The 26,112-nt window shown below is 65.3% G+C and carries 25 protein-coding genes and 2 tRNA genes; 16 read left to right on the plus strand and 11 right to left on the minus strand.

The genetic code is table 11. The features are described 5' to 3' along the window. The first annotated feature begins 8 nt into the window (after positions 1 to 8). The 4 genes from AB5K84_RS18020 to AB5K84_RS18035 all read left to right on the plus strand — a co-directional run bounded on the left by AB5K84_RS18020 (position 9) and on the right by AB5K84_RS18035 (position 3,986). Positions 9 to 740 (plus strand): GntR family transcriptional regulator, encoded by a 732-nt coding sequence (locus AB5K84_RS18020; protein ID WP_011088392.1) that lies wholly within the window; start codon positions 9 to 11, stop codon positions 738 to 740. A gap of 50 nt (positions 741 to 790) precedes the next feature. Next, positions 791 to 2,032 carry an MFS transporter gene (locus tag AB5K84_RS18025; RefSeq protein ID WP_110116504.1) on the plus strand — a complete coding sequence of 414 codons (1,242 nt, stop codon included), beginning with the start codon at positions 791 to 793 and terminating at the stop codon, positions 2,030 to 2,032. Between the two features lie 22 nt (positions 2,033 to 2,054). Continuing rightward, positions 2,055 to 2,948, plus strand: a complete 894-nt coding sequence (locus AB5K84_RS18030; RefSeq protein WP_110116503.1) for an amidohydrolase family protein — start codon at positions 2,055 to 2,057, stop codon at positions 2,946 to 2,948. A 123-nt stretch (positions 2,949 to 3,071) separates the two neighbouring features. Continuing rightward, positions 3,072 to 3,986, plus strand: coding sequence for a PhzF family phenazine biosynthesis protein (locus AB5K84_RS18035; protein ID WP_161534394.1), 915 nt, complete (start codon positions 3,072 to 3,074; stop codon positions 3,984 to 3,986). A 122-nt stretch (positions 3,987 to 4,108) separates the two neighbouring features. Here the strand turns inward: AB5K84_RS18035 and AB5K84_RS18040 are convergent, their stop codons facing one another. Beyond that, complete coding sequence (locus AB5K84_RS18040) at positions 4,109 to 4,570, minus strand: DUF488 domain-containing protein (RefSeq protein ID WP_110116502.1); 462 nt, start codon at positions 4,568 to 4,570, stop codon at positions 4,109 to 4,111. Between the two features lie 9 nt (positions 4,571 to 4,579). After that, the gene (locus tag AB5K84_RS18045) at positions 4,580 to 5,416 is read right to left on the minus strand and encodes a DUF72 domain-containing protein (protein WP_011088387.1); all 837 of its coding nucleotides are present in this window, start codon (positions 5,414 to 5,416) and stop codon (positions 4,580 to 4,582) included. A gap of 106 nt (positions 5,417 to 5,522) precedes the next feature. On the opposite strand from AB5K84_RS18045, the gene AB5K84_RS18050 reads away from it, so the two are divergent. The 4 genes from AB5K84_RS18050 (at position 5,523) to AB5K84_RS18065 (ending at position 9,094) form a co-directional block, all read left to right on the plus strand. After that, positions 5,523 to 5,903, plus strand: a complete 381-nt coding sequence (locus tag AB5K84_RS18050; protein WP_011088386.1) for a hypothetical protein — start codon at positions 5,523 to 5,525, stop codon at positions 5,901 to 5,903. A gap of 88 nt (positions 5,904 to 5,991) precedes the next feature. Beyond that, a complete protein-coding gene (locus tag AB5K84_RS18055; RefSeq protein ID WP_110116501.1) occupies positions 5,992 to 6,195 on the plus strand; it encodes a hypothetical protein in 204 nt (67 codons plus the stop codon). Positions 6,196 to 6,439: 244 nt separating this feature from the next. Continuing rightward, complete coding sequence (locus tag AB5K84_RS18060; protein ID WP_028175447.1) at positions 6,440 to 7,573, plus strand: glycosyltransferase; 1,134 nt, start codon at positions 6,440 to 6,442, stop codon at positions 7,571 to 7,573. 18 nt (positions 7,574 to 7,591) lie between these two features. Beyond that, complete coding sequence (locus AB5K84_RS18065) at positions 7,592 to 9,094, plus strand: glycosyltransferase family 39 protein (protein ID WP_110116500.1); 1,503 nt, start codon at positions 7,592 to 7,594, stop codon at positions 9,092 to 9,094. A gap of 44 nt (positions 9,095 to 9,138) precedes the next feature. On the opposite strand, the gene AB5K84_RS18070 is transcribed toward AB5K84_RS18065, so the two are convergent. Both AB5K84_RS18070 and AB5K84_RS18075 read right to left on the minus strand, forming a co-directional pair. Further along, positions 9,139 to 11,025, minus strand: a complete 1,887-nt coding sequence (locus AB5K84_RS18070) for a CHASE2 domain-containing protein (RefSeq protein WP_110116499.1) — start codon at positions 11,023 to 11,025, stop codon at positions 9,139 to 9,141. Between the two features lie 37 nt (positions 11,026 to 11,062). Beyond that, complete coding sequence (locus AB5K84_RS18075; RefSeq protein ID WP_028175444.1) at positions 11,063 to 11,584, minus strand: FecR domain-containing protein; 522 nt, start codon at positions 11,582 to 11,584, stop codon at positions 11,063 to 11,065. 686 nt (positions 11,585 to 12,270) lie between these two features. On the opposite strand from AB5K84_RS18075, the gene AB5K84_RS18080 reads away from it, so the two are divergent. Next, positions 12,271 to 13,371: a DUF2778 domain-containing protein gene (locus tag AB5K84_RS18080; protein WP_162603620.1), complete on the plus strand. Its 1,101-nt coding sequence runs from the start codon at positions 12,271 to 12,273 to the stop codon at positions 13,369 to 13,371. A gap of 73 nt (positions 13,372 to 13,444) precedes the next feature. Here the strand turns inward: AB5K84_RS18080 and AB5K84_RS18085 are convergent, their stop codons facing one another. The 4 genes from AB5K84_RS18085 to AB5K84_RS18100 all read right to left on the minus strand — a co-directional run bounded on the left by AB5K84_RS18085 (position 13,445) and on the right by AB5K84_RS18100 (position 17,056). Then, a complete protein-coding gene (locus AB5K84_RS18085; protein ID WP_110116497.1) occupies positions 13,445 to 14,269 on the minus strand; it encodes an SDR family NAD(P)-dependent oxidoreductase in 825 nt (274 codons plus the stop codon). An 82-nt stretch (positions 14,270 to 14,351) separates the two neighbouring features. Next, on the minus strand, positions 14,352 to 15,701 hold the full coding sequence (locus AB5K84_RS18090; RefSeq protein WP_110116496.1) for a caspase family protein: 1,350 nt from the start codon (positions 15,699 to 15,701) through the stop codon (positions 14,352 to 14,354). A gap of 110 nt (positions 15,702 to 15,811) precedes the next feature. Then, positions 15,812 to 16,450 carry a glutathione binding-like protein gene (locus AB5K84_RS18095; protein WP_110116495.1) on the minus strand — a complete coding sequence of 213 codons (639 nt, stop codon included), beginning with the start codon at positions 16,448 to 16,450 and terminating at the stop codon, positions 15,812 to 15,814. Positions 16,451 to 16,462: 12 nt separating this feature from the next. After that, complete coding sequence (locus tag AB5K84_RS18100) at positions 16,463 to 17,056, minus strand: cysteine hydrolase family protein (protein ID WP_028175439.1); 594 nt, start codon at positions 17,054 to 17,056, stop codon at positions 16,463 to 16,465. A 128-nt stretch (positions 17,057 to 17,184) separates the two neighbouring features. Here AB5K84_RS18100 and AB5K84_RS18105 point away from each other — a divergent pair, with 128 nt between their 5' ends. The 6 genes from AB5K84_RS18105 to AB5K84_RS18130 all read left to right on the plus strand — a co-directional run bounded on the left by AB5K84_RS18105 (position 17,185) and on the right by AB5K84_RS18130 (position 21,099). Then, the gene (locus tag AB5K84_RS18105; RefSeq protein ID WP_110116494.1) at positions 17,185 to 18,018 is read left to right on the plus strand and encodes a LysR family transcriptional regulator; all 834 of its coding nucleotides are present in this window, start codon (positions 17,185 to 17,187) and stop codon (positions 18,016 to 18,018) included. Positions 18,019 to 18,211: 193 nt separating this feature from the next. Further along, positions 18,212 to 18,281: transfer RNA gene (locus tag AB5K84_RS18110), tRNA-Phe, on the plus strand. A 4-nt stretch (positions 18,282 to 18,285) separates the two neighbouring features. Next, positions 18,286 to 18,351 (plus strand) — tRNA-Asn (locus AB5K84_RS18115). A 335-nt stretch (positions 18,352 to 18,686) separates the two neighbouring features. Next, positions 18,687 to 19,838, plus strand: a complete 1,152-nt coding sequence (locus tag AB5K84_RS18120) for a slipin family protein (protein ID WP_038967581.1) — start codon at positions 18,687 to 18,689, stop codon at positions 19,836 to 19,838. Between the two features lie 163 nt (positions 19,839 to 20,001). Beyond that, positions 20,002 to 20,748: a signal peptidase I gene (gene lepB, locus AB5K84_RS18125; protein ID WP_110116492.1), complete on the plus strand. Its 747-nt coding sequence runs from the start codon at positions 20,002 to 20,004 to the stop codon at positions 20,746 to 20,748. A 63-nt stretch (positions 20,749 to 20,811) separates the two neighbouring features. Continuing rightward, positions 20,812 to 21,099, plus strand: coding sequence for a GIY-YIG nuclease family protein (locus AB5K84_RS18130; RefSeq protein WP_110116491.1), 288 nt, complete (start codon positions 20,812 to 20,814; stop codon positions 21,097 to 21,099). A 179-nt stretch (positions 21,100 to 21,278) separates the two neighbouring features. Here AB5K84_RS18130 and groL read toward each other — a convergent pair whose 3' ends face one another. Continuing rightward, positions 21,279 to 22,919, minus strand: coding sequence for a chaperonin GroEL (gene groL, locus AB5K84_RS18135; RefSeq protein ID WP_011088372.1), 1,641 nt, complete (start codon positions 22,917 to 22,919; stop codon positions 21,279 to 21,281). A gap of 42 nt (positions 22,920 to 22,961) precedes the next feature. Beyond that, positions 22,962 to 23,276, minus strand: coding sequence for a co-chaperone GroES (locus AB5K84_RS18140; RefSeq protein ID WP_011088371.1), 315 nt, complete (start codon positions 23,274 to 23,276; stop codon positions 22,962 to 22,964). Between the two features lie 378 nt (positions 23,277 to 23,654). Here AB5K84_RS18140 and AB5K84_RS18145 point away from each other — a divergent pair, with 378 nt between their 5' ends. After that, a complete protein-coding gene (locus tag AB5K84_RS18145) occupies positions 23,655 to 23,942 on the plus strand; it encodes an usg protein (RefSeq protein WP_011088370.1) in 288 nt (95 codons plus the stop codon). 8 nt (positions 23,943 to 23,950) lie between these two features. Here the strand turns inward: AB5K84_RS18145 and AB5K84_RS18150 are convergent, their stop codons facing one another. Next, positions 23,951 to 26,077 (minus strand): O-linked N-acetylglucosamine transferase, SPINDLY family protein, encoded by a 2,127-nt coding sequence (locus AB5K84_RS18150; RefSeq protein WP_011088369.1) that lies wholly within the window; start codon positions 26,075 to 26,077, stop codon positions 23,951 to 23,953. Between the last annotated feature and the right edge of the window lie 35 nt (positions 26,078 to 26,112).

Raw genomic sequence — 26,112 nt, forward strand, 5'->3', positions numbered from 1 at the left:
ATGACTATATGAATTCAGCGCCGCTCGACGACCGCCTGCCACGCTACCAGCGCCTGCGCGACGACCTCGCCGCGCGGATCAACCGCAATGAATGGCGGCCGGGCGAGCCGATCCCGTCGGAAGCCGAGTTGGCTGCGCATTACGGCGTTGCCATCGGCACCGTGCGCAAGGCGATCGACCAGCTCGTCGCGGATGCCGTGCTGGAGCGCCAGCAGGGCCGCGGCACCTTCGTGCGCCGCGCGCGCTTCAACTCCTCGCTGTTCCGCTTCTTTCGCTTCCAGTCGGAGAGCGGCGAGCGGCGCGTGCCGAAGAGCCGCATCATCCGGCGCAAGAGCGTGCCGGCGACATCGGCGGTCGCATCCGCACTCCGCATCCCGGTCGGCGAGCCCGTGATCAGCCTGTCGCGCCTGCGCCTGATCGACGACGTCCCGCTGCTCGCCGAAGAGATCTGGCTGCAGCAATCGCGCTTCGCGCCGATCCTCGACATCGACACCGCCGAGTTCGGCGACCTCCTGTATCCGCTCTACGAGGAGCGCTGCGGCGAGGTCGTGGTCTCCGCCGAGGAAATCCTGACGGTCGAGACCGCCAACGAGATGCAGGCACGCCTGCTGCGGCTCGAGGCGCATGCGCCTCTGATTGTCATCGAGCGTCTCGCGCTCGACCTCGAACGGCGGCCGATCGAATGGCGCCGTTCGCGCGGGCCGGCCAACCGCTTCCGCTACCACGCCGAGATCAGGTGAAGCGGCTCTTCAACGACACCAAGCAATAAACGAGTACAGGGGTAGGAAAAATGTCGAACTGGTACAGCGAAAGCTCGCCGCTGGAGCGGCGCACGTTCTGGGCAAGCTTTGGCGGCTGGGCGCTGGATGCGCTCGACGTCCAGATGTTCGGCCTTGCCATCCCCGCGCTGATCGCGGCGTTCGGCATCAGCAAGGCCGATGCCGGCCTGCTCGGCTCGGTCACGCTGTTCTTCGGCGCGTTCGGCGGCTGGCTCGGCGGTGCGCTCGGCGACCGCTTCGGCCGCGTCAAGGCGCTTCAGATCACGGTTGCGACCTTCGCACTCGCGACCTTCGCCTGCGCATTCGCGATGACCTACACCCAGCTCCTGATCCTGAAAGCGGTCCAGGGCCTCGGCTTCGGCGCCGAATGGGCCTGCGGCGCGGTGCTGATGGCCGAGATCATCCGCCCCGAACATCGCGGCAAGGCGCTCGGCTCGGTGCAGAGCGCCTGGGCCGTGGGCTGGGGCGCAGCCGTGCTGCTGTCGGCGCTGGTCTTCACCTATGCACCCACTGAGATCGCCTGGCGGCTGCTGTTCGCGCTCGGGCTGTTGCCCGCGCTCCTCATCATCTTCATCCGCCGCGGATTGAAGGAGCCGCCGCGCGCCATCGCCAGCGAAAAGACGCCGTTCTTCGCGACGCTCTCGGGCATCTTCCATCGCGATGTGCTGCGCGCGACGCTGATCGGCGGACTGTTCGGCATCGGCGCCCATGGCGGCTACGCGGCGCTCACCACCTTCCTGCCGACTTACTTGCGCGAAGTGCGGCATCTGTCGGTGCTGGGCTCCAGCGGCTATCTCGCCGTCATCATCGTCGCCTTCTTCTGCGGCTGCGTGGCGAGCGGCATCATCAGCGACCGCATCGGTCGCCGGGTCAATGTCGCGTTCTTCGCCAGCGCCTGCATCGTCACCGTGCTGATCTACATCTTCGCGCCGCTGACCGATGGGCAGATGCTGGTGCTCGGCTTCCCGCTCGGCTTCTTCTCCGCCGGCATCCCCGCCAGCATGGCGGCGCTGTTCAGCGAGCTCTATCCGGCCGGCGTGCGCGGTACCGGCGTCGGCTTCTGCTACAATTTCGGCCGGATCGTCTCCGCCGCGTTCCCGTTCCTGGTCGGCTTCCTCAGCGATCATATCGGGCTTGGACCTGCGATCGGCATCGATGCGGCCTTCGCCTATTCGCTGGTGCTGATCGCGGTGCTGCTGCTGCCCGAAACCCGCGGCAAGGTCTTTGAACAGACCGCCGCGACGCGCGCCTGACGCGGGATGGGGAGGAGCCACCATGACATTGTCCCAGCGCGGCCTGACGCGCCGCCAGTTTGGCGCGGGCCTCGGCTCGCTCGTGACGCTGGCCGCGACCACAGCCAGCAGTGAGGCGGCCTTGCCGACGATCGATACCCACGCCCATGTCTTCCACCGCGCCCTCAAGCTCGCACCGGGCCGGCGCTATGCGCCGGACTACGACGCGCCGCTGTCGCTCTATCTGGAGCAGCTCGACCGCAACGGCATGTCCAATGGCGTGCTGGTGCAGCCGAGCTTTCTCGGCACCGACAATTCCTATCTGGTTGCATGTCTGAAAGAGGCGGGCGGCCGCCTGCGCGGCATCGCCGTCGTCGATCCCGCTGTTAGCGCGGACGAGCTGCGCATGCTCGATCGCGCTGGAATCGTCGGCATTCGCCTCAATCTCGTCGGCCAGCCTTTGCCCGATCTCGCTGCCGGCGAATGGAAGGCGTTGCTCGCGAGCGTGAAAGTGATGGGCTGGCAGGTCGAAATCCAGCGCAACGCGGCCGATCTCGCCGCGCTTGCGCCGCAGCTTCTGGATCTCGGCGTTGCAGTCGTGCTCGATCACTACGCGCTGCCCGATCCAAAGCTCGGTGTCGCCGATCCCGGCTTTCAGTCGGTGCTGAAGCTCGGCGCGACGCGGAACGTCTGGGTCAAGATCTCGGCGCCGTATCGCAATGGCGCGGCCGGCGAGAGCTTTGCGAAGCAAGCCTATCCGCTGCTGCGCAACGCTTACGGCCTCGACCGCCTGTTGTGGGGCAGCGACTGGCCGCACACGCAGTACGAGGCGTCGCAGGGTTACGAAAAGAACCGGCAGTTTCTCGATACGCTGATCACTGATCAGAGCGAGCGCGCGCAAGTGCTGGTGTCGCCGCGACCACTCTTCCGCTTCTGAAGCGTCCTGTCGCGATTGCTCCGATTGCTCCGAATTTTGGGGCATGACGGACGATGTCGCCGGCTTGTAGACTGCCGGCGATGCAGCCGACCCGCGGCTGCGATTTGCATGAGGAAAGCAAAGATGCAGCGCCGCTACATCACCGTCGACGTGTTCACCGACCGCGCCTTCGGCGGCAACCAGCTCGCCGTGGTGCTCGATGCCGGCGGCTTGTCGACGACGCAGATGCAGGCGATCGCGACCGAGTTCAACTATTCCGAGACGACCTTCGTGCTGCCGCCGCGCGACAAGGCGAACGATGCGGAGGTGCGCATCTTCACGCCGGTGCGGGAGCTGCCCTTTGCCGGTCACCCCAATGTCGGCACCGCCTTCGTGCTGGCGACGATCGCAAGGGAGCCCAAGCCGCGCCTGCTGTTCGAGGAGAAGGCGGGGCTCGTGCCGGTCGAGATCGTACGGGAGCAGGGCAGGGTGGTCAGCACCGAGCTGACCGCGCCGCAGCCGCTGGCCCGCCTCGCGACATGTTCCGCCGAAGAGGTCGCGGCCTGCATCTCCCTGACCGCGGAGGATATCAAGATCGATCGCCATGCCCCGCAGGTCGTCGGCGTTGGAACGCCCTTCGTGGTGGCGGAAGTGGGGTCGCGTGAGGCTGTGCGGCGGGCCAAGCCTGATGCTGCGGCGTTCAGCCGGATGTTGCCGCGCGATGGCGCCTTCTCGGTCTATTTCTACACGCGCGACGTGCCGGCGGCGGAAGCGCCATGCGAGCGGCAGGCGCGGATGTTCTTCCCCGGCGCCAGCGGCCTGATCGAGGACCCCGCCACCGGCAGCGCCACGGTCGCCGCCGCCGCGCTGTTCGCCGATCTCGATCCCGCGCGCGATGGCGAGTTGAAGCTCACCATCGGCCAGGGTTTCGACATGGGCCGTCCGAGCCTGCTCCTGACGCGCGTGCGCAAGCAGGACGGCAAGATTGTCTCCGCCCATGTCGGCGGCAGCTGCGTGCAGATGATGGAGGGGACGTTTAGGCTGGTGGGGGAGGGGTAGGTCCATCAACCCGTCATTCCGGGGCGCGCGCAGCGCGAACCCGGAATCCATTCCTCCACTAGCTCTGCGGCCCGATGGATTCCGGGCTCGCGACTTTTTCGCGCCCCGGAATGACAGCGCAGCTAAATCTGCCGCCCCGCCAAATTCTTCACCGTCACCCCATCACGCTCCTCGATGATCTCCGCGATCATCTGGCGGTGGCAGTGGGTGTGGTCGCGCTCGTAGCAGAGCAGGCAGACGGGGCCGGCCTTCTTCACCAGGGCCGAGAGCTCGTCCATCTCTTCCTTCGCCTGCGGCGTCTTCAGGTGCCTTGAATAGATCCTCTCCAGCACGTCGTACTGGCCGCTGCGCGCGGCAAGGCGCCCCTCCTTCGGCGTGCCGAGCGCGGCGAGATGGACATAGGCGATGCCGCGCTCGTCGAGCCCGGCGGACAACTGCTTCTTGGAAAAACCCGGCCGGCGCGACGACGTCACCGCGCGCACGTCGACCACGAGCTTGACGCCGGCGTGCTCCAACTCGTCGAGCACGGCCTTGGGCGGCGTCTGCTCATAGCCGATGGTGAAGAGCTTCTTCGCCTTTGCCATGAACAATCCTCAACTCACCCGCGCGATCAGTTCCATGGCGCCGTGCGGTGCGCGCACCTTGCCTTCGTGGATGACGTAGGCGAACACGTCGCGCGGCTCCTTCTTCGGCTTTGCCTTGTCGACCTTCGGCAGATCGTCCGGTTCGCTTCCTTCGGCCCAGTCCTTGAAGCGCTGGGCCCAGGCATCGAGCTGCTTCGGCGGATAGCAGGTCTTGATCTCGTCATTGCCCTTCTGCAGCCGCGCGTAGACGAAATCGCCGGCAACGTCGGCGATGGCGGGATATTTGCCGTGCTCGGCGAACACCACCGGCGTCTCGAATTCGCGGATCAGCGCGACGAAGTCGGGCGTGCAGAAACTGTCGTGGCGGACCTCGACCACGTGGCGCAGCGCGCGCCCGTCGAGCTTGCGCGGCAGCAGCTCCAGGAACTTGCCGAAATCGGCGCCGTCGAACTTCTTGGTCGGCGCGAACTGCCACAGCACCGGCCCGAGATGGTCGCCGAGTTCCAGCACGCCGGAATCATAGAAGCGCTTGATGGAATCGCCGGCTTCGGCCAGCACGCGGCGATTGGTGGCGAAGCGCGGCCCCTTCACCGAGAACACGAAACCTTCAGGCACCTCGCTCGCCCATTTGCGAAAGCTCTCCGGCTTCTGCGAGCCGTAATAGGTGCCGTTGATCTCGATCGAGGTCAGCTTCGAGGCCGCGTAGGACAGCTCCTTCGCCTGCGTCAGCTTCTCCGGATAGAACACGCCGCGCCATGGCTCGAATGTCCAGCCGCCGACGCCGATGAAGATATTGCCGGATTTTTTGGACACGGTTTTTGTTTTGGCCACGGAAGGATCTCGCATCGACGTGGAGGGGAGGCCGGCATCCTAGTCAAACGAGTTGTGATTGGCCAGTTGCCGCGGCCCGTCTAAGCTTCCGACAAGATCATCTGCGCAGAAGGAGAACAAGATGCGGATGCTGATGCTGGGGGCGGCGCTCATGATGATGACATCTGCTGCCATCACATATTCTGCCATGGCGGATGACGACGACGCCAAGGGCGCGCAGAAGCTCGCCATGCAGGGCCGCGACGATTACTGGCATTGCCTGGCGCGGGAATATTCGCGCGACAGCAATCAGGGCCTGTCGGAACAGGATTTTGGCCGTTCGGTTGCGGGCGCCTGTCCGTCGGAGCGGCAATATTACCGGGTGGCATTGCTCGACTATCTCACCACGCAATATCCGAACATCGATTCCGGCGCCCATCTCGCGACCGCGAACAGGGCGGTGGAGTCGGCGCAGAAGGACATCGTGACGGCTTTCATCAAGCATAGGCCGCCGCAGAAATAGGTCGACAGCGGTCGCGGTCCCGTGGCCCTTCCGGCTCCGCGTTCATCCGTGGTATCAATGATCGCATCTGGAACAGGGATGGGCTTCCATGTCGTCTGAGTCGGTGGGTGGCATTTTGGGCGCGATCGTCGCGGCGGTCGTGCTTGCGGTCGCCGTCGTCCTCGGGCCGATCGGCCAGTACGGCAAGCCGCCCAAGCCGGCAAAGGTCGATCCGGGCCCGGCGGCCATGGCGCCGGCAGCCCCCGCTGCGCCCGCGCCGCGCGGCCCGGTGATCAAGGAAGTCCCGAACTAGTCGTCGGCCTGAAAAAGGGTGCTTTTGCCCCTTGAAAAGCGGCTTTGCCGTCCCCACTTAGTTGTCAACGGCAACGTTGAGTTACGATCTCCGTTGCTGGGACGACCTTGGAATAGCTCAGGCTGCGCCGGATGTACGCGCGCCCGCCGTTCCGGGGTCGTTGGCATTTTAGGGCCCATTTGGGCCCTTCCCCTTCGAAACCCCGGCTTGGCAGCGCAGGACGCGGCGGATATACGCTGCCGTCATGAATGAAGCGATCAGACCGGGCCCCGACAATCCGCCCCAGGCTCAAGAGGGGCCGGAACTGTCGGTCATCGTCCCGACCTTCAACGAGCGCGACAACGTCACGGTGCTCTACCGGCGCCTGGAGGCGACGCTCGCCAGCGTCGCCTGGGAGGTCGTGTTCGTCGACGACAATTCACCCGACGGCACCTGGGACGTCGTGCGCGCGCTGGCCCAGCGCGACAGCCGCGTGCGCTGTGTCCGCCGCATCGGCCGCCGCGGCCTGTCCGGCGCCTGCATCGAAGGCATCCTGGCCTCCAGCGCACCCTTTGTCGCCGTGATCGACGCCGACCTTCAGCACGACGAGACGCAGCTGCCGAAGATGCTGCTGCTGCTCGCCAGCGACGAGGCCGATCTGGTGGTCGGCAGCCGCTACATCGAGGGCTACAAGAGCGAAGGCTTCAACAAGCAGCGCGCCGGCGCCAGTGCGCTGGCGACCGAGGTCGCCAGGAAGATGCTGCGGGTCGAGATCGCCGATCCCATGAGCGGCTTCTTCATGGTCCGCCGCGATCGTTTCGAGGAATTGGCGCCGAAACTTTCGGTGCATGGCTTCAAGATCCTGCTCGACCTGGTCGCGACCGCGCATGGCAGCTTGCGGGCCGTCGAGATTCCCTACACCTTCGGCGCCCGCCAGCACGGTGAGAGCAAGCTGGATTCCATGGTCGCGCTCGACTTCCTGGGCCTCGTGCTGGCCAAGCTGAGCAACGACATCCTCTCGCTGCGCTTCATCCTGTTCGCGATGGTCGGCGGCATAGGTCTCGTGGTGCACCTGGCCACGCTGTTCATCGGGCTTCACGTGTTCAAGGCGCCGTTCGCGGAAGCGCAGGCGGCAGGCGCCGTCGTCGCCATGACCAGCAACTTCGTCCTCAACAACTTCCTCACCTATCGCGATCAGCGGCTGAAGGGCTTTGCGCTGCTGCGCGGCCTGATCGCTTTCTACATCGTGTGCAGCGTCGGCCTGCTCGCCAATGTCGGCGTCGCCTTCTCGGTCTACGACCAGGAGCCGATCTGGTGGCTGGCCGGCCTGGCCGGCGCCCTGATGGGCGTGGTGTGGAACTACGCGATGTCCGGACTGTTCGTCTGGCGCAAGAAATAGCGCGCCAAGGAAACCGGTATGGGCGGGGCTGACGCGCGGATTGTCCGCAACACGGCGCTGGTGATTCTCGCGCTGGTGGCCCTGCGGCTCGTCGCGGCCGCCTTCACGCCGATCACCTTCGACGAAGCCTACTACTGGATGTGGTCGAAGAACCTCGCCGGAGGCTATTACGACCACCCGCCGATGGTCGCCTATGTCATCCGCGCCGGCACCATGATCGCCGGCGACACCGAGCTCGGCGTCCGCCTCGTCTCGATCCTGCTCGCGCTGCCGACGAGCTATGCGATCTATCGCTCGGCCGCGATCCTGTTCGGGGGCGCCCGCGTCGCGGCCACCAGTGCCATCCTGCTCAACGTGACGCTGCTGGCCGCGGTCGGCACGCTGATCGTCACGCCCGATGCGCCGCTGCTGGTCGCCTCCAGCTTCGTGCTGTTCTTCCTCGCCAAGGTGCTGGAGACCGGCCGCGGCGTCTGGTGGCTCGCGGTCGGTGCCGCCGTCGGTGCGGCGCTGCTGTCGAAATACACCGCGATGTTCTTCGGGCCGGCGATCCTGATCTGGCTCGCGGCCGTGCCGAAGCTCAGGCGCTGGTTCCTCTCGCCCTGGCCCTATCTCGGCGGCCTCGTTGCCCTTGCGCTGTTCTCGCCGGTGATCCTCTGGAATGCGGATCATCATTGGGTCTCGTTCGCAAAGCAGCTCGGGCGCGCCAGGATCGAGGATTTCCGCCCCGTCTTCATCGCCGAACTGATCCCGACCCAGATCGCGTTCGCGACCCCGCTGGTCTTCATTCTCGGTGCGATGGGGCTGCACGCGCTGACCTGGCGCCGGGCCGGCGCGCTGGCCTCGCGCGTGCTGATCGAGACGATGTTCTGGACCATTGTCGCCTATTTCGTCTGGCATTCGCTGCATGCGCGCGTCGAGGCCAACTGGTTCGCGCCGGTCTACCCGCCCTTCGTGATTGCGGCTGCGGCCGCCGCCAACCTCGTGCAGTGGAAGCCGCGTGCGCGGCGCCTTGTCGATTTTTGCCTGCGCTGGGCTGCACCCGCCGGCATCGTGATGTTTGCGGCCCTGATCGTGCAAGCCAACACGGGCATCTTGTCCGGCTATCGCCGTGACGCGACCGTGCGCAGCGTCGGCGTCGGTTGGCGCGAACTCGCCGCGGAGATCGAAGCCGTGCGCGCCCGCACCGGTGCGACATGCGTGCTCGCGCCGGATTACGGCACCACCGGCTGGCTCGCCTTCTATCTGCCGCGCGGCACTTGCGTGGTGCAGCAGAACCAGCGCATCCGCTGGGTCAACATGCCCGAGCCCGATCCAAAGCAGCTTGCCGGCAAGCTGCTCTATGTCGATGAGCTGCGTGAGGGCGGCCATCCCGCCGTCAACGATCTCTTTGCGCAGGTGACGCAGGTTGCGCAATTGCAGCGCAAGCGCGGGCCGCTCGTGATCGAGACCTACGGCATCGATCTGCTCGAAGGCGCCAAGGGCGACGTGCTGGACCGCTCGCCGCCACCGGAAGCGCGGTAGTCACCGTCGTCCCGGCGAAGTGTTGGGCGGGTAGCGGTGGCTATTCAGTCGATCATCTCGGCCTTGGCGGTGGCCTGGCTGGGCCTGTGCCGGTCGCGCCAGAACCAGACGGTCACGACGCCGGAGCGGCCGCGGACCTGCGTGAGCAGGGGGCCTGTAAGGACGCCGTTGGGAGTGCCGTGGAAGTCGGCGGCATCCAGCAGCGTGTCGGTCAGCGCGAGCCGCGCATCGTTCTGGGCGGCGACCTCCATCAGCCGGCTTGCGACGTTGACGGTGTCGCCGGTCGCCGTGATGTGCTGGTGGCTTTCGCCGAGACGGGAGGCGACGATCGGGCCGAAATGCGCGCCGATCTTGAAACCGAGCTGACCCCCGATCGCAGGGGGCAGCGAGGCGATCCAGCGTTCGACGCCGCGATGCAGGTCGATCGAACATTTCAGCGCACGCGCCGCGTCATCCGGCATGGCGTGCGGCAGTCCGAACAGGAGCATGGCGCCGTCGCCGAGAAAGCCGGTGACCATGCCGCCGCAATCGACGGCCGCCTTGTCGATCAACGCGTGAAACGCCTTCAGGAGATCCCTGAGCGCGTCCGGATCGGTCCGTTCGCTCAGCGCCGTAAAGCCGGAGAGATCGATGAAGACCACGGCGGCGTCCTGCCGGACAGGCTTCGACAGGAAGTTCGGATCGCGCGCCAGCCACTCCTGCACGGCGGGTGCCTGGAAGAGCGCAAGCGACCTGCTCTTGGCGGCGAAATACTGCGTGCGGCGGCCTCCCGCCCATAGCTGCACGCCGGCAAAGATCGCAACGGGCGGAACCGCGGCCGCAAGCGTGGTCGCGGCGTTCAGCCAGACCCCGTGCGTGAACGCGAACAGATTGAGCCCGGCCCAGGCGATCATCACCGCCGCCGCCGCCATGATGCCGAGCGCGCTGCGCCGCCAGGCGAGCAAGCCCACCAGCAGCACCGGCAGCAGGATGGCGGCAAGCGCGTCGGCGATATGCACCTTGCGGTCGCGCACGATGCCGTCGCCGGCGATGAGATGGGTGATTGCGGTCGAGATCACCTCGACGCCGGGCATGAGGGAATCGAACGGCGTCGGATAGAAATCACCGCCGCCGGCGACCGAGGCGCCGATCACGACGATGCGGTTCTCGATGGCGGCGCGACTGAGCGTGCCGTCGAAGATGCTCTGCGCGCTGACGGTGCGGATGGTGCGGCGCGGGCCGTAATAGGTGATCGGCAGCGCGAAGTCGGTGTCGGTTGGCACCGCGCGATCGCCGAGCATGAGATGATCCGGCGCGATCGTCAGCGGCTTGTCGAGCGCGCGGGTCGCGACCCGCAAGGGGAACGACAGCTCGACCTTGTCGTGCGTCCGGAACAGCATCGGTATCGAGAGCGGCGAGCCGGACTGTCCCGTCGCGACGTTGACGACGCCAACCTCGGCGTGGTCGGCAAATGCGGGCAAGGGCAGCAGGAAGCGCTCGGCTTGCGGCAGGACGGCGAGGGGGCCCTGGCTGCTGGACTCCACGGTCTCGCTGGCGGACGGGAAGATCGCCGCGGCGGCGAGGACCATGGGACCGGTGGCGAGCGTGTTGGCCAGCGTGGCGTCGCCGATCGCGGCGCTGCGGTCGACCAGCAGGAGGTCGATCGCGACGACCTTCGGCTTGAACTGCACGATGGTGTCGACGATCCGGGCGAGATCGGCGCGCGGCAGGGGATAGCTGCCGCCGCGTTTGACGACGGTGTCGTCGATCGCGACGATGGTGACGAGATCGGGCGGAGCCTGCACGCCGCGGATTTGCGTCCGCAGGTCGGTCAGCGTCGCTTCGAGGTGGTCGAGAAAGCGCAGATGGCCGTTGGCGTGAGCGGCATAGATGCCTGCACCCCACAGCGCGGTGAGGACGAGTGCCACCAGGATCTGAACGCGTCTAGTCATTACGTACTGCAATCTTCTTCGCTTTGTCGTCCGGGCCTTATTGACCCAGTCTTGCCATCAGCGCGTCGACGCGCGGCTGGCCCCATGTCTTGACGGTCAATGGACCGGTTGCCTCGACATCGACGCCTTCGCCAGGGCCCAGAACGACGCCGCGTCCGCGGCTCCTGCGGCTGACGCCGACACGGCCGTCGGCGACGAAGACCGAGGTTTTTGCATCGGCGACGTCCACGGCCCATTTGGTGCCCCGCACCGCGGCGATCGCCTGCGGTGTCAGCACCTTGAAGGGATTGCCGCCGGGCTTTTTGGGAACCTCGACCAGCAGCGCTTTGCTGCTCAACTCAACGGAGTCTATATGTCCGTCGCGGTTGGCGTCCTTAAGTTCAAATCTGGCGCCGTTTTCCGCAACGATGGTGATGCCGTTGTTGCAGCGCCAGGTTTGCGTGCCGGCGGCGGATGGCGACGGCGTGCAGCCCGCATTGGCGGGCTGCGCGGCCACGTATCCCGTCAACAACGACGACCACGCCAGGGCGAAAAACCCGGCACGTGCGATCCCTCTCATGCCAGCCTCCGTTTGCGTGCGTGGCACAGTTCAAGGCGATGTTGATACGGTACCGTATCACGCGCAGAGGCTGCTGAAAAGTGCCCGGGTCTGGCAGCTATTTCGTCGCTGCGGCCTTTTCCAGACCGGCGCGATCAACTTTCGGTCACGGCGCCGTGCTGCGTGAGCGCTCAGTGCGATGTGTGATGTGTGTGGGCGTTGCCGCCATTCCGCTGACATCGGTGCGCCGAAAGACGGAGGGATGGCCAGCGCGACCAGCCTCGCGCAACGCTTCACCGCTATGGTCAGGCCGCATTGAAGACCACGAAAATGACTTGGTTGGATGCGCCTAGAGAGGCCGTCAAAGACCTCCGCTGACCGCACCGATCCAGCCGAGAATTATAGTTAACAGAAGCGTCTAAGTCCGTAGTTCTGCGGGCTTTTTTCTCGAAATGGGACGGCATTAACGAGTTGCCCCATATCTGCCCGAACTTAATCCGCATTTAACTAAAAGTCGCCTTAATGACGCTCCGACCCTCTGCGAGATGCTGTTCCCGGAACCTGACCAGCAGCGGCACTTCGAAGGGGGACTGAGTGACACCGTCCTGGACGCAAGGCGAATGAGTACGAGTATCGCTGCGCAGAGTAACGCGGCACGGAAGTCCAAAATTCCTGGCAAGAATCCACATCGGAAGCCTTCCCGGAAAATGACCACCAAAAACGTGCTTGGCGCCGCTTTGATCGGCTGCGTCGTGCTTGGCGCCGGCTGGACCGTCTACAGCAACATCTTCGCCGCCAGCGTCTACCCGTCCGTCGGCAGCGCCGGTTACGACGAGCCCGTGATCAAGCGCGCGCCCAAGGTCGCGCTGCGCGAGGCGGGCGATGCCATCAAGGAAGCCTTCGCTCTCCTGCCGGACCGCTTGCAGGTCGCCGCGCCGATCTCGCGCGAGATGTTCAACGAGCGCTTTGCCGCGGCCGCGACGCAAGGGGTGGAATCCAATGCGGCGAGTGCCGTAGCTCAGGCTCCCGCGACGAAGGTCGCCGACACCGCGAAGCCGGGCGTGATCGCGAAGGTCGCCGAAGCGCTGAAGCCGTCCGCCCCGGCCAAGGCCACTGACAAGGCCACTGAAAAGATCGCCGATGCCGCCAAGGCCAAGCGCGCTCCGGATGCGCAGATGCAACTGGCTTCGGCCGATCCGACCGAGATCGTGCCGGCGCCCGAGGCGAAGCCAAAATCATTCGCCGACCGCGCCAAGGCCGCGGTGATGTCGATCACCGGGCCGCGCCAGTCGATGGTCGAGAAGCTCTGGGGCAAGCGCGAGTCCTCCGGCGGGCTGCTCGCCTATGCCTCGGCCGATGCCAGCGTGACCGCGTCCATCGCGCCGAGGGAGCAGAACCCCATGCTCGGCGGTTCGGCGCCCTATGAGCGCGACACCGCGGTCTACGACATCACCGCCAAGACGGTTTATCTGCCCGACGGCACCAAGCTCGAGGCGCATTCCGGCCTCGGCTCCAATCTCGATGATCCCCGTTCCTCGCGCGTCCGCATGCGCGGCGTGACCCCGCCGCACATCTACACGCTGAAGCCGCGCGAGGCGCTGTTCCACGGCGTGCCGGCGCTGCGCCTGACCCCGATCGGCGGCGAGAGCGCGATCTACGGCCGCGACGGCCTGCTCGCGCACACCTTCATGCTCGGGCCGAACGGCGACTCCAACGGCTGCGTGTCGTTCAAGGACTACTACGCGTTCCTCGACGCCTACCGCAACAAGGGCATCCGCAAGCTCGCGGTGCTGGCGCGGGTCGATTGATCCCGGTTCATTCCCGATGAGAAAAGGGCCGCTTGCAGCGGCCCTTTTCTTTGTCCTGCGTTGTGGACGCGCTTCAGCCCGGCCAGCACTGTCCGCCGCCGTCGATCCTGAGGACCTGGCCGGAGACGAACGCGCCCATGGGACCGGCGAAGAATTCGACGACGCGCGCGACCTCGTCAACGGTCGCGATGCGGTCGAGCGTGCCGGTCTCGACCATCCGGTCAGGGTCCACCGCGCGCGTGCCGAGGAAGCGGCCGGTGCGGGTATCGCCCGGTGCGATGCAGTTGACGGCGATGTCGTAGGGGCGGAGCTGGTCGGCCAGGCATCGCGTGTAGTGGGTCACGCCGGCCTTCGACACCGCATAGATCGCACCGTTGGTGCGCCCCTTGAAGGCGGCGACCGAGCCAAGCGTGACGATGCGGCCGCGGCGCCGCTCCATCATGCCGCGCGCGACCGCCTGGCAGGTCAGGATGGTCGAGAGCAGATTGCGCTCCAGCACCGCGCGCACATCGGCCTCCTTGATATTCACCGCGTCGTTCGGGTCCGGCTTGCCGCCGGCGGCTGCGATATCGCCGCCGGCATTGTGCACCAGGATGTCGATCGGCCCGAGCGCGTCTTCTGTCTCGGCTATCACGCGCGCGATGTTCTCACCCTTGGTGAGATCGCCGAGCACGCGCCGGGTGCGGACACCGAATTGCCGGCCGATCTCAGCGGCAACCGCGGTGAGGGTGGTACCCTCGCCATATTCCGCCGGGCCGTTCTCGCGCATGCCGTGGATGGCGACGTCGGCGCCGAGCGCGGCAAGCTTCTCCGCAAAGGCGCGACCGAGCCCGCGCCCCGCGCCGGTCACCAGCGCAGTCTTTCCTGCCAAAACCTTCGCCCTGTCATGCGACGTCATGATCTTCTTCCTGTCGTGAGGTGTCAGTCCGCTGCGGGATCGAGGCCGATCGCCTTCGCCTGCACTGCGCGATATCGCACGATCAGCGTTTGACGAAAACCAGGTTGCAGGCACGCGCCTCGTTGCGCTTGCCGCTGCCGCGGGTGCGTTCGAACTGCGCATCGACCGTAAAGGCGTAGGGCGAGCCGGGCGGCAGGTTATTGAGGGTGTAAGTGCTCGCCCCTGTCGTGCCGCGCGCGCTCAATGTCGTCTTGCCGTCCGGCGGGATCTGACCATCGATCTCCAGCCGGTTGACGCCGTTCAGGCTCTGAGCCTCGGCGTGGAACACGCCGTTCGCAACGGTGGCGGACAGAGGCCTGGTGAAGCCCTGCGCCTTGCCGGTCGCCTGGCAGTTCAACGTCACGTCCCAGTTGCCGTCGAAGTCCTTGCTGCCGCCGGTTCGGGCGTTGCCGGCCGCCGGCGCAAGCGCCGTCTTCTGTTTCAGGCCTTCAATTCGCGCCTTGGCGAGGGTTGCGAAGATGCAATTCGGAAATCGGGCGAGATGGTCTTCGTAGGCACCCAGCGTACCGATGCCATCCGCGGCCTTCCAATGGGCCTCCGCGGCGGCGCAGGGATCGGGCCGCGGCGCGGCTTGCGGGGCCGCCGGCGCGACCGTGACCGCCACCGGCCCGTTCAGGTAGAACTTGCCGATGATCGAGAGCGACAGCTCCGGCAGCTGGGTCTTGCCGCTGGCGTCATAGACGTCGCTGCTGATGTCGCGAAATACGTCGCCGATCTCCTGCGGCTCCTCGATGTGCTTCAGGAACGCCGTCGTGTAGGGGCTGTTGCGACCGGTGCCATCGGCTGCGACCTGCCCTGATTGCGTCGAGAACGACACGATCGTGCCGCGCGGCGCTTCGACCTTCGACAGACCGCGTCCGAGCGAGGCGGCGCGAGTCGCGGAGCGCTTGAGGCTTTCCGCCAGCGGATTGTCGCGGCAGGAATCGAGCACCAGGATGCGCAGGTTCTTGGCCTGTTGCAGGTCGTTCACGATGTCGTCGACCCGCACGAAGCGCTTGAGGTCGGCTTCATCAGTCAGCACGGCGTCGACAGGCATCAGGTAGTTCACGCCGTTGTACTGCATCGCATGGCCGCTGTAGTAGAACATGGCGACGTCGGCCCGGCTCGCCGCGCGCGCGAAGCGGATGGTCAGGTCCTGCATGTCGGCCTGGCGCAGGTCGATGCCCTCCAGCACCTCGAAACCGCTGCGCCTGAGCGAGCTTGCTACGTCTTCGGCATCGTGCGGCGGGTTGGGAAGCTGCGCCGTCGAGGCATAGGCGCCGTTGCCGATCACCAGCGCCACCCTAGTCTCCGCCGATGCGGGACCCAGGCACAGCCAGCAGGCGAGGAGGGCCAGGAAAAATCGAGGCAAAATTCCAGAAGGAGCACGCATGAATGCCTTCCAGGGAAATATCGAAAAATATTCCTCCAGATTAGCGCATGCCGCGCCGGCATCAATGGCCTCGCTGTGGAACCGTCAAATTTGCCGGCCGTGACAACCTGTCACGCCAGGTTCGCCGCCACGGTCTTGCGCAGCGCCATCTCGGTTGCGATCGCCTCCCGCACGGCGGGGCGCGCCTGCATGCGTTCGAGATAGGCCGCCAGGGATGGCCATTGCGCGACGTCGACCCCCGCGGGACGCAGCAGCAGCAAGGCCCAGGTGAGGTGGGCATCCGCGACGGTGAAGCTGTGGCCGACGAGGAATTCGCGGCCCGCAAGGTGCGCGGCAGGTACCGACAATGTCTGCGCGATGCGTGCACGCGGCTTGGCGAGCGAGCCGTCGTCCTTGTACCAGAAGGTCGGAAACAGGAACGCCTTGTGGATCTCGGCGCCGATGAAGCTCAGCCATTCCTGGAGGCGATAGCGATCGGGATCGGCGAACCGCGGCGCGAGCCCCGTCTCCGGCTTCAGATCGGCGATGTATTGCAGCACCGCCGCGCTCTCGGTCAGCCGTTCGCCGTTCTCCAGGACCAGGACTGGCACCGCGCCCTTCGGCGAGGCGCCGTGGAAGTCGCTGTCGTCGTGCACGACCTTCTTCGTCAAGAGATGCACCTGATGATAGTGCGCATCGAGGCCGGCTTCCATCAGCGCGATGCGGCTCGCGAGCGAGCAGGCCATCGGCGAGAAATAGAGTTGCAGCATCGCGTTGCTCCGTTATTTCAGCGCATCGCCGCGCGCGATGATCGCGAAACGGTCGGATAGCTCGGCGAGTGCAACCTCGTGGATGGTCCGGGCGTCCAGCGTGCCGCCGCGGCCGTCGGGCAGGTCGCGCGTGGCGCAGGCGTCGGCGTCGATGGTCGTACGAAAGCCGAGGTCGAGCGCGGCGCGCGCCGTGGAGCTGACGCACATATGCGTCATGAAGCCGGCCAGTACGATGTTCTTCCTGTCGGTCGCGGCGAGGCGCGCCTGCAAATCGGTGCCGGCAAACGCGTTCGGCAACTCCTTCTCGATCACCAGTTCGCCGGCACGGGGGCTCAGCTCGGCGACGATGGCGCCGCGCTCGGTGCCGCGATCGAACAGGCTGCCGGCCTTGCCGCGATGGGCAATATGGATGATCGCGGCTCCGCTCTCGCGTGCCCGCGCCAGGAGCGCAGCCGCCCGCGCGATCGCAGCGCGGGCGTCGGGCAACGCGAGAGGGCCTGCGAGATATTCGTTCTGGATATCGATCAGCACCAGCGCGGCGTCGCCAAGGCGCGGCGGGTTGAGATCGGCACCGGCGAGCTGCAGCAGGGTCTTTGCGGTCGTCATGGTCTTGGAAATCTCCGGGGCAAAAGGCTCTGCGAACATAGCCCCGGGAGTGCCTGCCGATATGCAGGGATATTGCAGCGGGTGGCTGCAATATTGCAGGCTGCGCCCGGCCGGTATAACCTCGAACGATGAACTGGGACGATCTGCGCATCATCGCTGCCGTCAGGGACGAAGGCACCTACGCGGGCGCCAGCGCGCGGCTGCGCATCGACGAGACGACGGTCGGGCGCAGGCTGTCGCGCATCGAGCGTGCGCTCGGTTTGCGCCTGTTCGAGGCCGCCGACGGCGTCCGCAGGCCGACGCGGAGTTGCGAGGCGGTGCTGGCGCATGTCGAGGCGATGGCCGCACATGCCGCCGAGATCGGTCGCGTCGGCGAGAGCCTGGCAGGTCCGGTGGGACGCCTGCGCATCGCCTCCACCAACACGGTCGCCGAGGAGGTGCTGTCGCCGCGCGCGAGCGACTTCCTGCGCGCCAATCCCGGCCTGACGCTGCAATTCCTTACCTCGAGCGAGAACGTCAAGTTCTCGCGCTGGGAGGCCGATCTCGCCATCCGGCTGCGCAAACCCGACAAGGGTGACTTCGCGATCTCCAGGCTCGGCGACGTCAAGCTCTATTATTTCGAGCCTGTTACGACCGAGGGCGAGCCGATGCTGTGCGCCTATCCGGACGAGCTCGGTGCCATTCCCGAGATGCAATTCCTGCGAATGAAGCAAGCCCGCGCGCGCTGCGTCACCGACAACGTTCGCGTCATCCGTAACCTGATCCGCGCGCGTCAGGCCGCCGGCGTGTTGCCGGAGCATGTTTGCACGGACCTGCTCGGCGATCGCCGCCTGCGCGCCACGCTGCTGCCGAAGCGGCGCGACGTCTGGCTGCTCGTGCAAAACCACCTCAAGCGCGACGCCGCAACGCGCGTGACGATCGACTGGGTGAGGGCGTGTTTCCAGGAGATGTCGCGCAGTTGACGTCACGTCGCGGTGTGACGATCGCGTCACAACGCAAGACGCGCGACGAAAAATCTCAGCTTTCCCCCTTGCAACCCGAACCTGCCTCGTCTATTAGCCCGCTCCTTCGCTAGGCCATGGGTTCGGGCTCTCTGAGATCCCGACTGGTGCGGGCCGGTTTCCGGTTTCGTGTTCCGCCGAATGAAGGAGAAACGCAGGACGTAGCTCATGGAGAGCGTCGGGCTGAACGCCCGAAGGCATCGGTTCGATTCCGGTCTCTTGCACAAAGGATAGCTCAGTTGGTTAGAGCAGATGACTGTTAATCATCTTGTCGCGGGTTCGATTCCCGCTCCATCGCTCCGGGTCAGCCTGAAAAACTGACACCTCTGACGAGGACCGGACGCGCGCTTCAGTCGCAGTCCGGCCGTTTTGCCGAAAGGCTTTCCGTCCGAACCTAGACACTGTGAGACCGGCTTTGCGCCGCGGGTAGATACCGCTTGCGCCGATGCCGGGTGGCTCCGCATGACCGCTCGACACGCGTCGAGCGATCGCGCGCGTGCGCCCGTCGTCACGCAAGCTCAAGCCTAGGCCCGCCGATTTCCCGGGAAGCGTCGTCCGCGTCCTCACGTCCTTTGCAAACGAAACCTGTTGTCCGGCATCCGGCCGGGCGCAAACGAAGGAGGCGTGCCATGACCTGGCATTTGCTGATGCTGAACGTGACGGTGAAGGATGGCGAGCGTGCGTTGCTGACGCGCAACGGGCAGCTCGTGCGCGTGCTCGCGCCCGGCAAGCACCGGCTGTTCGATCCCCTGCACGAGCTGAAGGCCGAGGTGCTCGACGTGGTTCGCAGCGAATTCTCTGCGGATCGCTACGCGGTGCTGAAGGCCGCGCGGCCTGATCTCGCCGCCGAGCTGTTCGAGGCGGTCGAGACCAAGGCGGACGAGATTGCCATCGTCAGCCTCGACGGCCGGCCCGTGCATCTGATGACGCCCTGGCAGGTGCGTGTCTACTGGAAGGTCGCGACCCGCATCGATGTCGAGCGCATCGATGTGTCCGCCGATCCCAAGGTTAGCGCGCGGCACCTGACCATGATCGAGCGCAACCGCTCGACCGTCGTGATGGAAGCGGTGGTCGAGAACCACGAGGCGGGCCTGCTCTACGTCGAGGGCCGGCTCGTGGAGCGGCTTGCGCCCGGCCGGCACGCCTTCTGGACCGTCGGCCGCAAGATCGAGGTGAAGCGCCTCGACCTGCGGCCCCAGGCGGTCGAGATCACCGCGCAGGAGATGCTGACCAAGGATCGCATCGCGCTGCGGGTGACGCTGACGGCGTTCCGCCGGATCGTCGATCCCGAGCGCACGGTTGCGACCGTGCCCGACGTGGATGCGTGGCTGTACCGTCTGGTGCAGTTCGCGATCCGCGAGGCGGTCGCCGGCCGGACGCTGGACGAGGTGCTGTCTGCGAAGGCGGCGCTGGATGCGGAGCTGCGCGACTATGTGCGTGCACGCATCGCGGAGTCTGGCGTCGAGGTGACCGAGCTCGGCGTCAAGGACGTGATCCTGCCCGGCGAGATCCGGGAGCTGGTGAACAAGGTGGTGGAGGCGGAGCGGGTCGCGAAGGCGAACCTGATCCGCCGGCAGGAGGAGACCGCGGCAACGCGTTCGCTCCTGAACACCGCCCGCCTGATGGAGGAGAACCCCCTGCTGCTGCGGCTCAAGGAGCTGGAGTCGCTGGAGCGGCTGGTCGAGAAGGTCGGCCGCATCGACCTCCATGCCGGCAACGGCGAGGGCCTCGATGCCCTCCTGACCCGGCTCGTGCGCCTGAAGGCGCCCGAGAGCGCGTGAAGCAGAGGGGCCGCCCATGGGCGGCCCTTCATATCTGCGTTGTCCTCGCTTGCGGTGAACGCGCAAGCGGGCCCGTGCGACCAAAATCCTGCGAGGGGATTGCGCGCCCGCAAGGGTTGCGTAATCTCACGATGACGATCACGGTCTTGATCAGGGCAAGCCCATGACCACTCTTGAGCAAACGATCCGCCCCTCGGCGCAATCGCGGGAATGGAAGGCGATCGTCATCCTGATCCTGCTGGTCCCGGTGCTGTGGTCGCCGCCGTTCCTGTTTCGCTTCTTCCTGTACCAGCCGTTCAACATCCCCTCGAATTCGATGGCGCCGACGCTGATGGTCGGCGACTACGTCTTCGCCGCAAAATCGGCCTACGGCTACGACCGCTATTCGTTTCCCTATGCGCCATCCTGGATCTCGGGCCGTTTCTTTGCCGCCGATCCCGACTACGGCGACGTCGTCGTGTTTCGCACGGCGAAGGACGCCTCGGTGGACTACGTCAAGCGTGTGGTGGCGCTGCCGGGCGACCGGGTCCAGATGCGCGGTGGGCAACTCGTCCTCAACGACAGGCCGGTGACCCGCGTCGCGCTGGCGAGCGTGGCGGGCGGGGCCGTCTGCGGGACCGACGACGGCACGAAGATCAAGCGCTGGCGCGAGACGCTGCCGAACGGCGCGAGCTATCTGACCTACGATTGCGTCGACAATGGCTACCTCGACAACACCAGCGTCTACACGGTGCCGCCGGGCCATTTCTTCGCGCTCGGCGATAACAGGGACAACTCCACCGACAGCCGCATGATGTCGGCGATGGGCTTCGTCCCGATGGACCATCTCGTCGGCAAGGTGACGCGGATCTTCTGGTCGCTCGACGCCGACGGCCGCTTGCGAGGCGAGCGGATGGGGAAGGTGTGGTAGCTTTGGTCATTCCGGGGCGGCGCAAAGCGCCGAGCCCGGAATCCATAACCCCAGGCGGATGGAATGGCCTACTACGTCTACATCCTCGCGAGCAGGAAGCACGGCACGCTCTGCATTGGCGTGACCAATGATCTCGTGCGCCGTGTCTACGAGCACAGGAGCAAAGCCGTCCCCGGCTTCACGACGAAGTATGGCGTCGACAAGCTCGTTTTGTTCGAGATCTACGACGACCCCGCGAGCGCCATCGCACGCGAGAAGGAGCTCAAGAAGTGGCGTCGGGATTGGAAGACGCGCTTGATCGAGGAGCAGAACCCGAGTTGGGATGATCTCTATTCCGGGATAGCCAACTAAGGTTCGTGGTTATGGATTCCGGGCTCGCGCTTCGCGCGCCCCGGAATGACGGGGTGGGGAGAGTTGCGCCACAAACAAAAACCCCGGCATCGCTGCCGGGGTTTCGTGTTCGTGGAGCGAGATCCCGGATCTGCGGTGCATCGCTTCGCGCTGCACCGCGTCCGGGACGACTTCGTCGCTTAGAAGTCCATGCCGCCCATGCCGCCGCCCGGAGGCATTGCGGGGCCGGCGCCGCCCTTCTTGGGCAGCTCGGCGACCATGGCTTCCGTGGTGATCAGCAGAGCCGCAACCGAGGCTGCGTTCTGGATCGCGGTGCGGACCACCTTGGTCGGGTCGATGATGCCCTTGGTGACCAGGTTGACGTACTCGCCGGTCTGGGAGTCGAAGCCGTAGGCGTACGTCTTGTTCTCCAGGATCTTGCCGACGATCACCGAGCCGTCTTCACCGGCGTTGATCGCGATCTGGCGAGCGGGAGCCGACAGCGCCTTGCGCACGATCTCGACGCCGGTCTTCTGGTCGTCGTTCTTGGTGCGCAAGCCCTTGAGCTGCTCGGAAGCACGGAGCAGAGCGACGCCGCCGCCCGGGACGATGCCTTCTTCCACAGCCGCGCGGGTCGCATGCATCGCGTCATCAACGCGATCCTTGCGCTCCTTCACCTCGACCTCGGTCGCGCCGCCGACGCGGATCACCGCGACGCCGCCAGCGAGCTTGGCGAGACGCTCCTGGAGCTTCTCACGGTCGTAGTCCGAGGTGGTTTCCTCGATCTGCGCCTTGATCTGGGACACGCGCGCCTCGATGTCGGCCTTCTTGCCGGCGCCGTTGACGATCGTGGTGTTCTCCTTGTCGATCATCACCTTCTTGGCGCGACCGAGCATGTTGAGCGTGACGTTCTCGAGCTTGATGCCGAGATCTTCCGAGATCGCCTGGCCGCCGGTCAGGATCGCGATGTCCTGCAGCATGGCCTTGCGGCGATCGCCGAAGCCCGGAGCCTTGACGGCCGCGACCTTCAGACCACCGCGCAGACGGTTCACGACCAGGGTCGCGAGGGCTTCACCCTCGACGTCCTCGGCGACGATGACCAGCGGCTTGCCGGTCTGCACCACGGCCTCGAGCAGCGGCAGCAGCTCGTTCAGCGAGGAGAGCTTCTTCTCGTTGATGAGGATGTAGGCGTCGTCCATCTCAACGCGCATCTTGTCGGCGTTGGTGACGAAGTAGGGCGAGATGTAGCCGCGGTCGAACTGCATACCCTCGACGACGTCGAGCTCGGTCTCGAGCGACTTGGCTTCCTCGACGGTGATGACACCCTCGTTGCCGACCTTCTTCATGGCGTCGGCCAGGAACTTGCCGATCTCCGCGTCGCCGTTGGCCGAGATGGTGCCGACCTGGGCGATCTCGTCGTTCGAGGTGACCTTCTTGGAGTTTTTGACGAGGTCCGCAACGACGGCTTCGACCGCGAGGTCGATACCGCGCTTGAGGTCCATCGGGTTCATGCCGGCGGCAACCGACTTGGCGCCTTCGCGCACGATCGCCTGGGCGAGCACGGTCGCGGTGGTGGTGCCGTCGCCGGCCGCATCAGCGGACTTGGAGGCGACTTCGCGCACCATCTGCGCGCCCATGTTCTCGAACTTGTCCTCGAGCTCGATCTCCTTGGCGACGGTGACGCCGTCCTTGGTGATGCGGGGAGCGCCGAACGACTTGTCGAGCACGACGTTGCGGCCCTTCGGACCGAGCGTGACCTTCACCGCGTTGGCGAGAATGTCGACGCCGCGCAGCATCTTGTCGCGCGCATCAACCGAGAATTTGACTTCTTTAGCTGCCATCTGGATTTTTCCTTGAGGTTGGCTGGGGGCGAGAGGGGGCTCTTAGGCCGCCTTCTTCTTGGAAGCGGGGACGTCGAGGACGCCCATGATGTCGCTTTCCTTCATGATCAAGAGATCGACGCTGTCGATCTTGACCTCGGTGCCGGACCACTTGCCGAACAGCACGCGGTCGCCGACCTTCAGGTCGATCGGGATCAGCTTGCCGGCTTCGTCGCGGCCACCGGGGCCGACGGCGACGACTTCGCCCTGGGAGGGCTTTTCCTTGGCAGTGTCGGGAATGATGATGCCGCCAGCGGTCTTCTCTTCTGCGTCGATGCGCTTGACCACGACGCGGTCGTGAAGCGGACGGAATTTCATGCAGTCCTCCTAAGCAATTGCTCGGGTTGATAATTTCAGATTGTTAGCAGTCTGTGCCCGCGAGTGCTAGCACGGGTGAGGCTGAAATAGGACAGGAATTTTGCGGGGGCAAGGGCTTCTAGCAGAAAAATAAGCACTCGGAAGGCCCGGCTGCCAGAATCTCTTTCCCATCGTTAACCGTCCGCCGGACCGTATTAGCACGGAGCCGTCTCTGCTGCTAACGCATTGAATTTCAACAGCTTGTTAAACTTTTGGGCTTGAGATGGATTATCAGTTTGCGTCACATTTCTCTCATGTGAGCGCATCTCCACCGGGTGGCTCGTAAGCAGCGTACCGGATCAAGCCACCCCTGAATGCGCTCCTGCAAAGGAGGTTGGCATGGTCTCGCGGGTTGGGGTTGTTTCCGACGACTTCCGGAAACAGGTGCTGGGTTACGGGCTGACGACGGCTGAAATTCTCTATCGGATGCCGGATCATCCTTCGCTGCTTCAGACCTATGTCTGGCAGAACTACGATCTCTTCCCGAAATTCCCGGCGCTGACCGATTTCCTGGCGTTCTGGCAGCAAAAGCTCGACGGTCCCCTCTATTCGGTCACCGTCGCGCATTCCAAGCTGATCAAGCCGGCCGAGCTACGTGCGGTGGACGGCGTGTTCAGGCTGCATTGACGCAGCGATCAGGCGTCGCTGCTGCAATAGCGCTTCCACATCGCGCGATAGGCCTCGTCCGCCGCTTGCGCGTAGGCGACCGGGTTGCAGGCGGGCGCAGCCCTGACCTGTCCGGGCAACTCGCGGCGCAATTTGTCGAGGTCGTCGATCTCAGTCGCGCGGCTCACCGCGATGTCGACATATGCCTCCTCGCTGTCCGTAACCCAGTCCGGCAGGCCAAGCGCGGTGAGGATGGAGCCGGCGGCACGGCTGGGCAGACTGTTCCCGAGCTTCGCCACCACGGGCACGCCCATCTGCAAGGCTTCCAACGTGCTGACGCCGCCATTCTGCGGGAACGGGTCGAGGGCAATATCGACGCGATTGAACGATGCCAGATGATCGACTCGCAAGGTGGTTCCGAGCAGATCGACGCGTTCGGCCGGCACTCCGCAAGTTGCAAGCCTCGCCAGCAGATTGTCGCGGACCAGTTGATCGTCCAGCGCAACATCCTTGATCAGCAGTCGTGACCCCGGCACCCGCTCGAGAATCCGGGACCAGGCCTGCGCGGCCTGGTCCGAAATCTTGCTGATGCGGTTGAAGACACCGAATGTGACGAAGCCGTTCGAGATCGCCGGCGTTGACGCCCGCGCAAGCTCGATCGGCAGCGGCTCCAGCGTCACAAAGCACGGCAGGTCGACAACGGTTTCCGCAAACAGATGCCGGACCGCGGCAGGAATCGCGACCGGGTCGGAGAACAGATAATCGATCGTCGGCAGCCCGGTGCCGGTGCCGTGACCCCAGCCATGGGCCTGGATCGGCGCCGGCTTGCGCGCAAACACGCCGAGGCGGTTTCCTTTGGTGTGGCCGGATAGATCGATCAGGATATCGACGCCATCGGCGCGGATCTCGGCGGCGAGGCGATCGTCGCTCCATTGCGAGGCGTCGCGCCAGCGATCGGCGATCTTTTGAAATTCGTCGGTCGCCGCATCCACTTTCGACGAACAAGAGTAGCATACGATCTCGAATTGTGCCCGGTCACGGTATTGCAGGACCGGCTTGAATATGAACGCGGCCGAATGCGCGTTGAAATCCGACGAGACATAGCCGAGCACCAGGGGGCGATCCGGATCGCGGCTGTTGTCGTGCGGTCTCGCCGCTTCTGAGGCGAACTTCGCGCCGATCCGCTCCCACCAGACTTGCCGCGCTCGCTGATGCTGCTCGACGCTGGCATCCGCCGCGAAATCGAGCGTGAATATCTTGTTGGAGATCGCGCTCGGGAAGTCAGGCTCGATTTCAAGGGCTCTGTCGTAACTGGCCAGGGCTTCGTCGACCCGCCCAAGTGCGGCAAGACAAATGCCCCGTACCAGGTGAGCTTGAACAGCATCGGGATCGACAGCGATCGCTTTCTCGCTATCGTGCAGTGCTTCGGCCATGTGCTGGACCTGGAGCCAGACACTGGCGCGCCCGAGCCACCCGTTCATATCGTTGGGCTCCACGGCGATTGCCTGATTGCAATCCGCCATGGCTTCGTCAATCCGCAGAAGCTCCTGCAAAGCGAGGGCGCGGTTCGCCAGCGCCGAGGCATAGGCGGGCTTGATCGCTAGCGCGCGGTTCAAGCTGGCGATGGCCTCGTCATAATTGCGCAGACGGCAGAGCACCCAGCCCCGGCCGTTGTGGGCTTCGGCAAGGTTTCCGTCGATTGCGAGCGCCTTGTCGAAGCATGCGAGCGCTTCCTGAAGATCGAGGGTCACGCTCGCGTTACCGAGATTGGACAGGGCTACGGCGAAGTTGGGGCGCAAGGCGAGGGCCCTTCGATAGCTCTCACAGGCCTCACCGTGACGTCGTAGCCCGTTCAGCGCGACGCCTCGGCTCATGTGAGCATCGGCAGATCGCGGATCCACTGCAACCGCCCGGCTCAGCAGAATTTCGGCCTGCTGATAGTTTTTGGTATCTGACTCCAAGCTACCGAGCATATGCAGCGCGATGAATTGGTCGGGCGCCAGCTGCAGAACCTGGCGGTAGGCAGCCTGGGCCTGGGCGAGAAGCCCTTGCTTGTGCAGCTGGAGGGCCTGCCCGAGCAACGGCAGCACATCGGCTTTCTGCCGCTTCTGAAGCCGGGCATTTTGAAATGCACGCTGACCTACGCTGTTGCTCATGAATCAATCCCCCAGAATCTCCCGGCGAGATTAAA

It is taken from the genome of Bradyrhizobium sp. 1200_D9_N1_1 (genome assembly GCF_052075915.1).
Lineage (GTDB): Bacteria > Pseudomonadota > Alphaproteobacteria > Rhizobiales > Xanthobacteraceae > Bradyrhizobium > Bradyrhizobium diazoefficiens.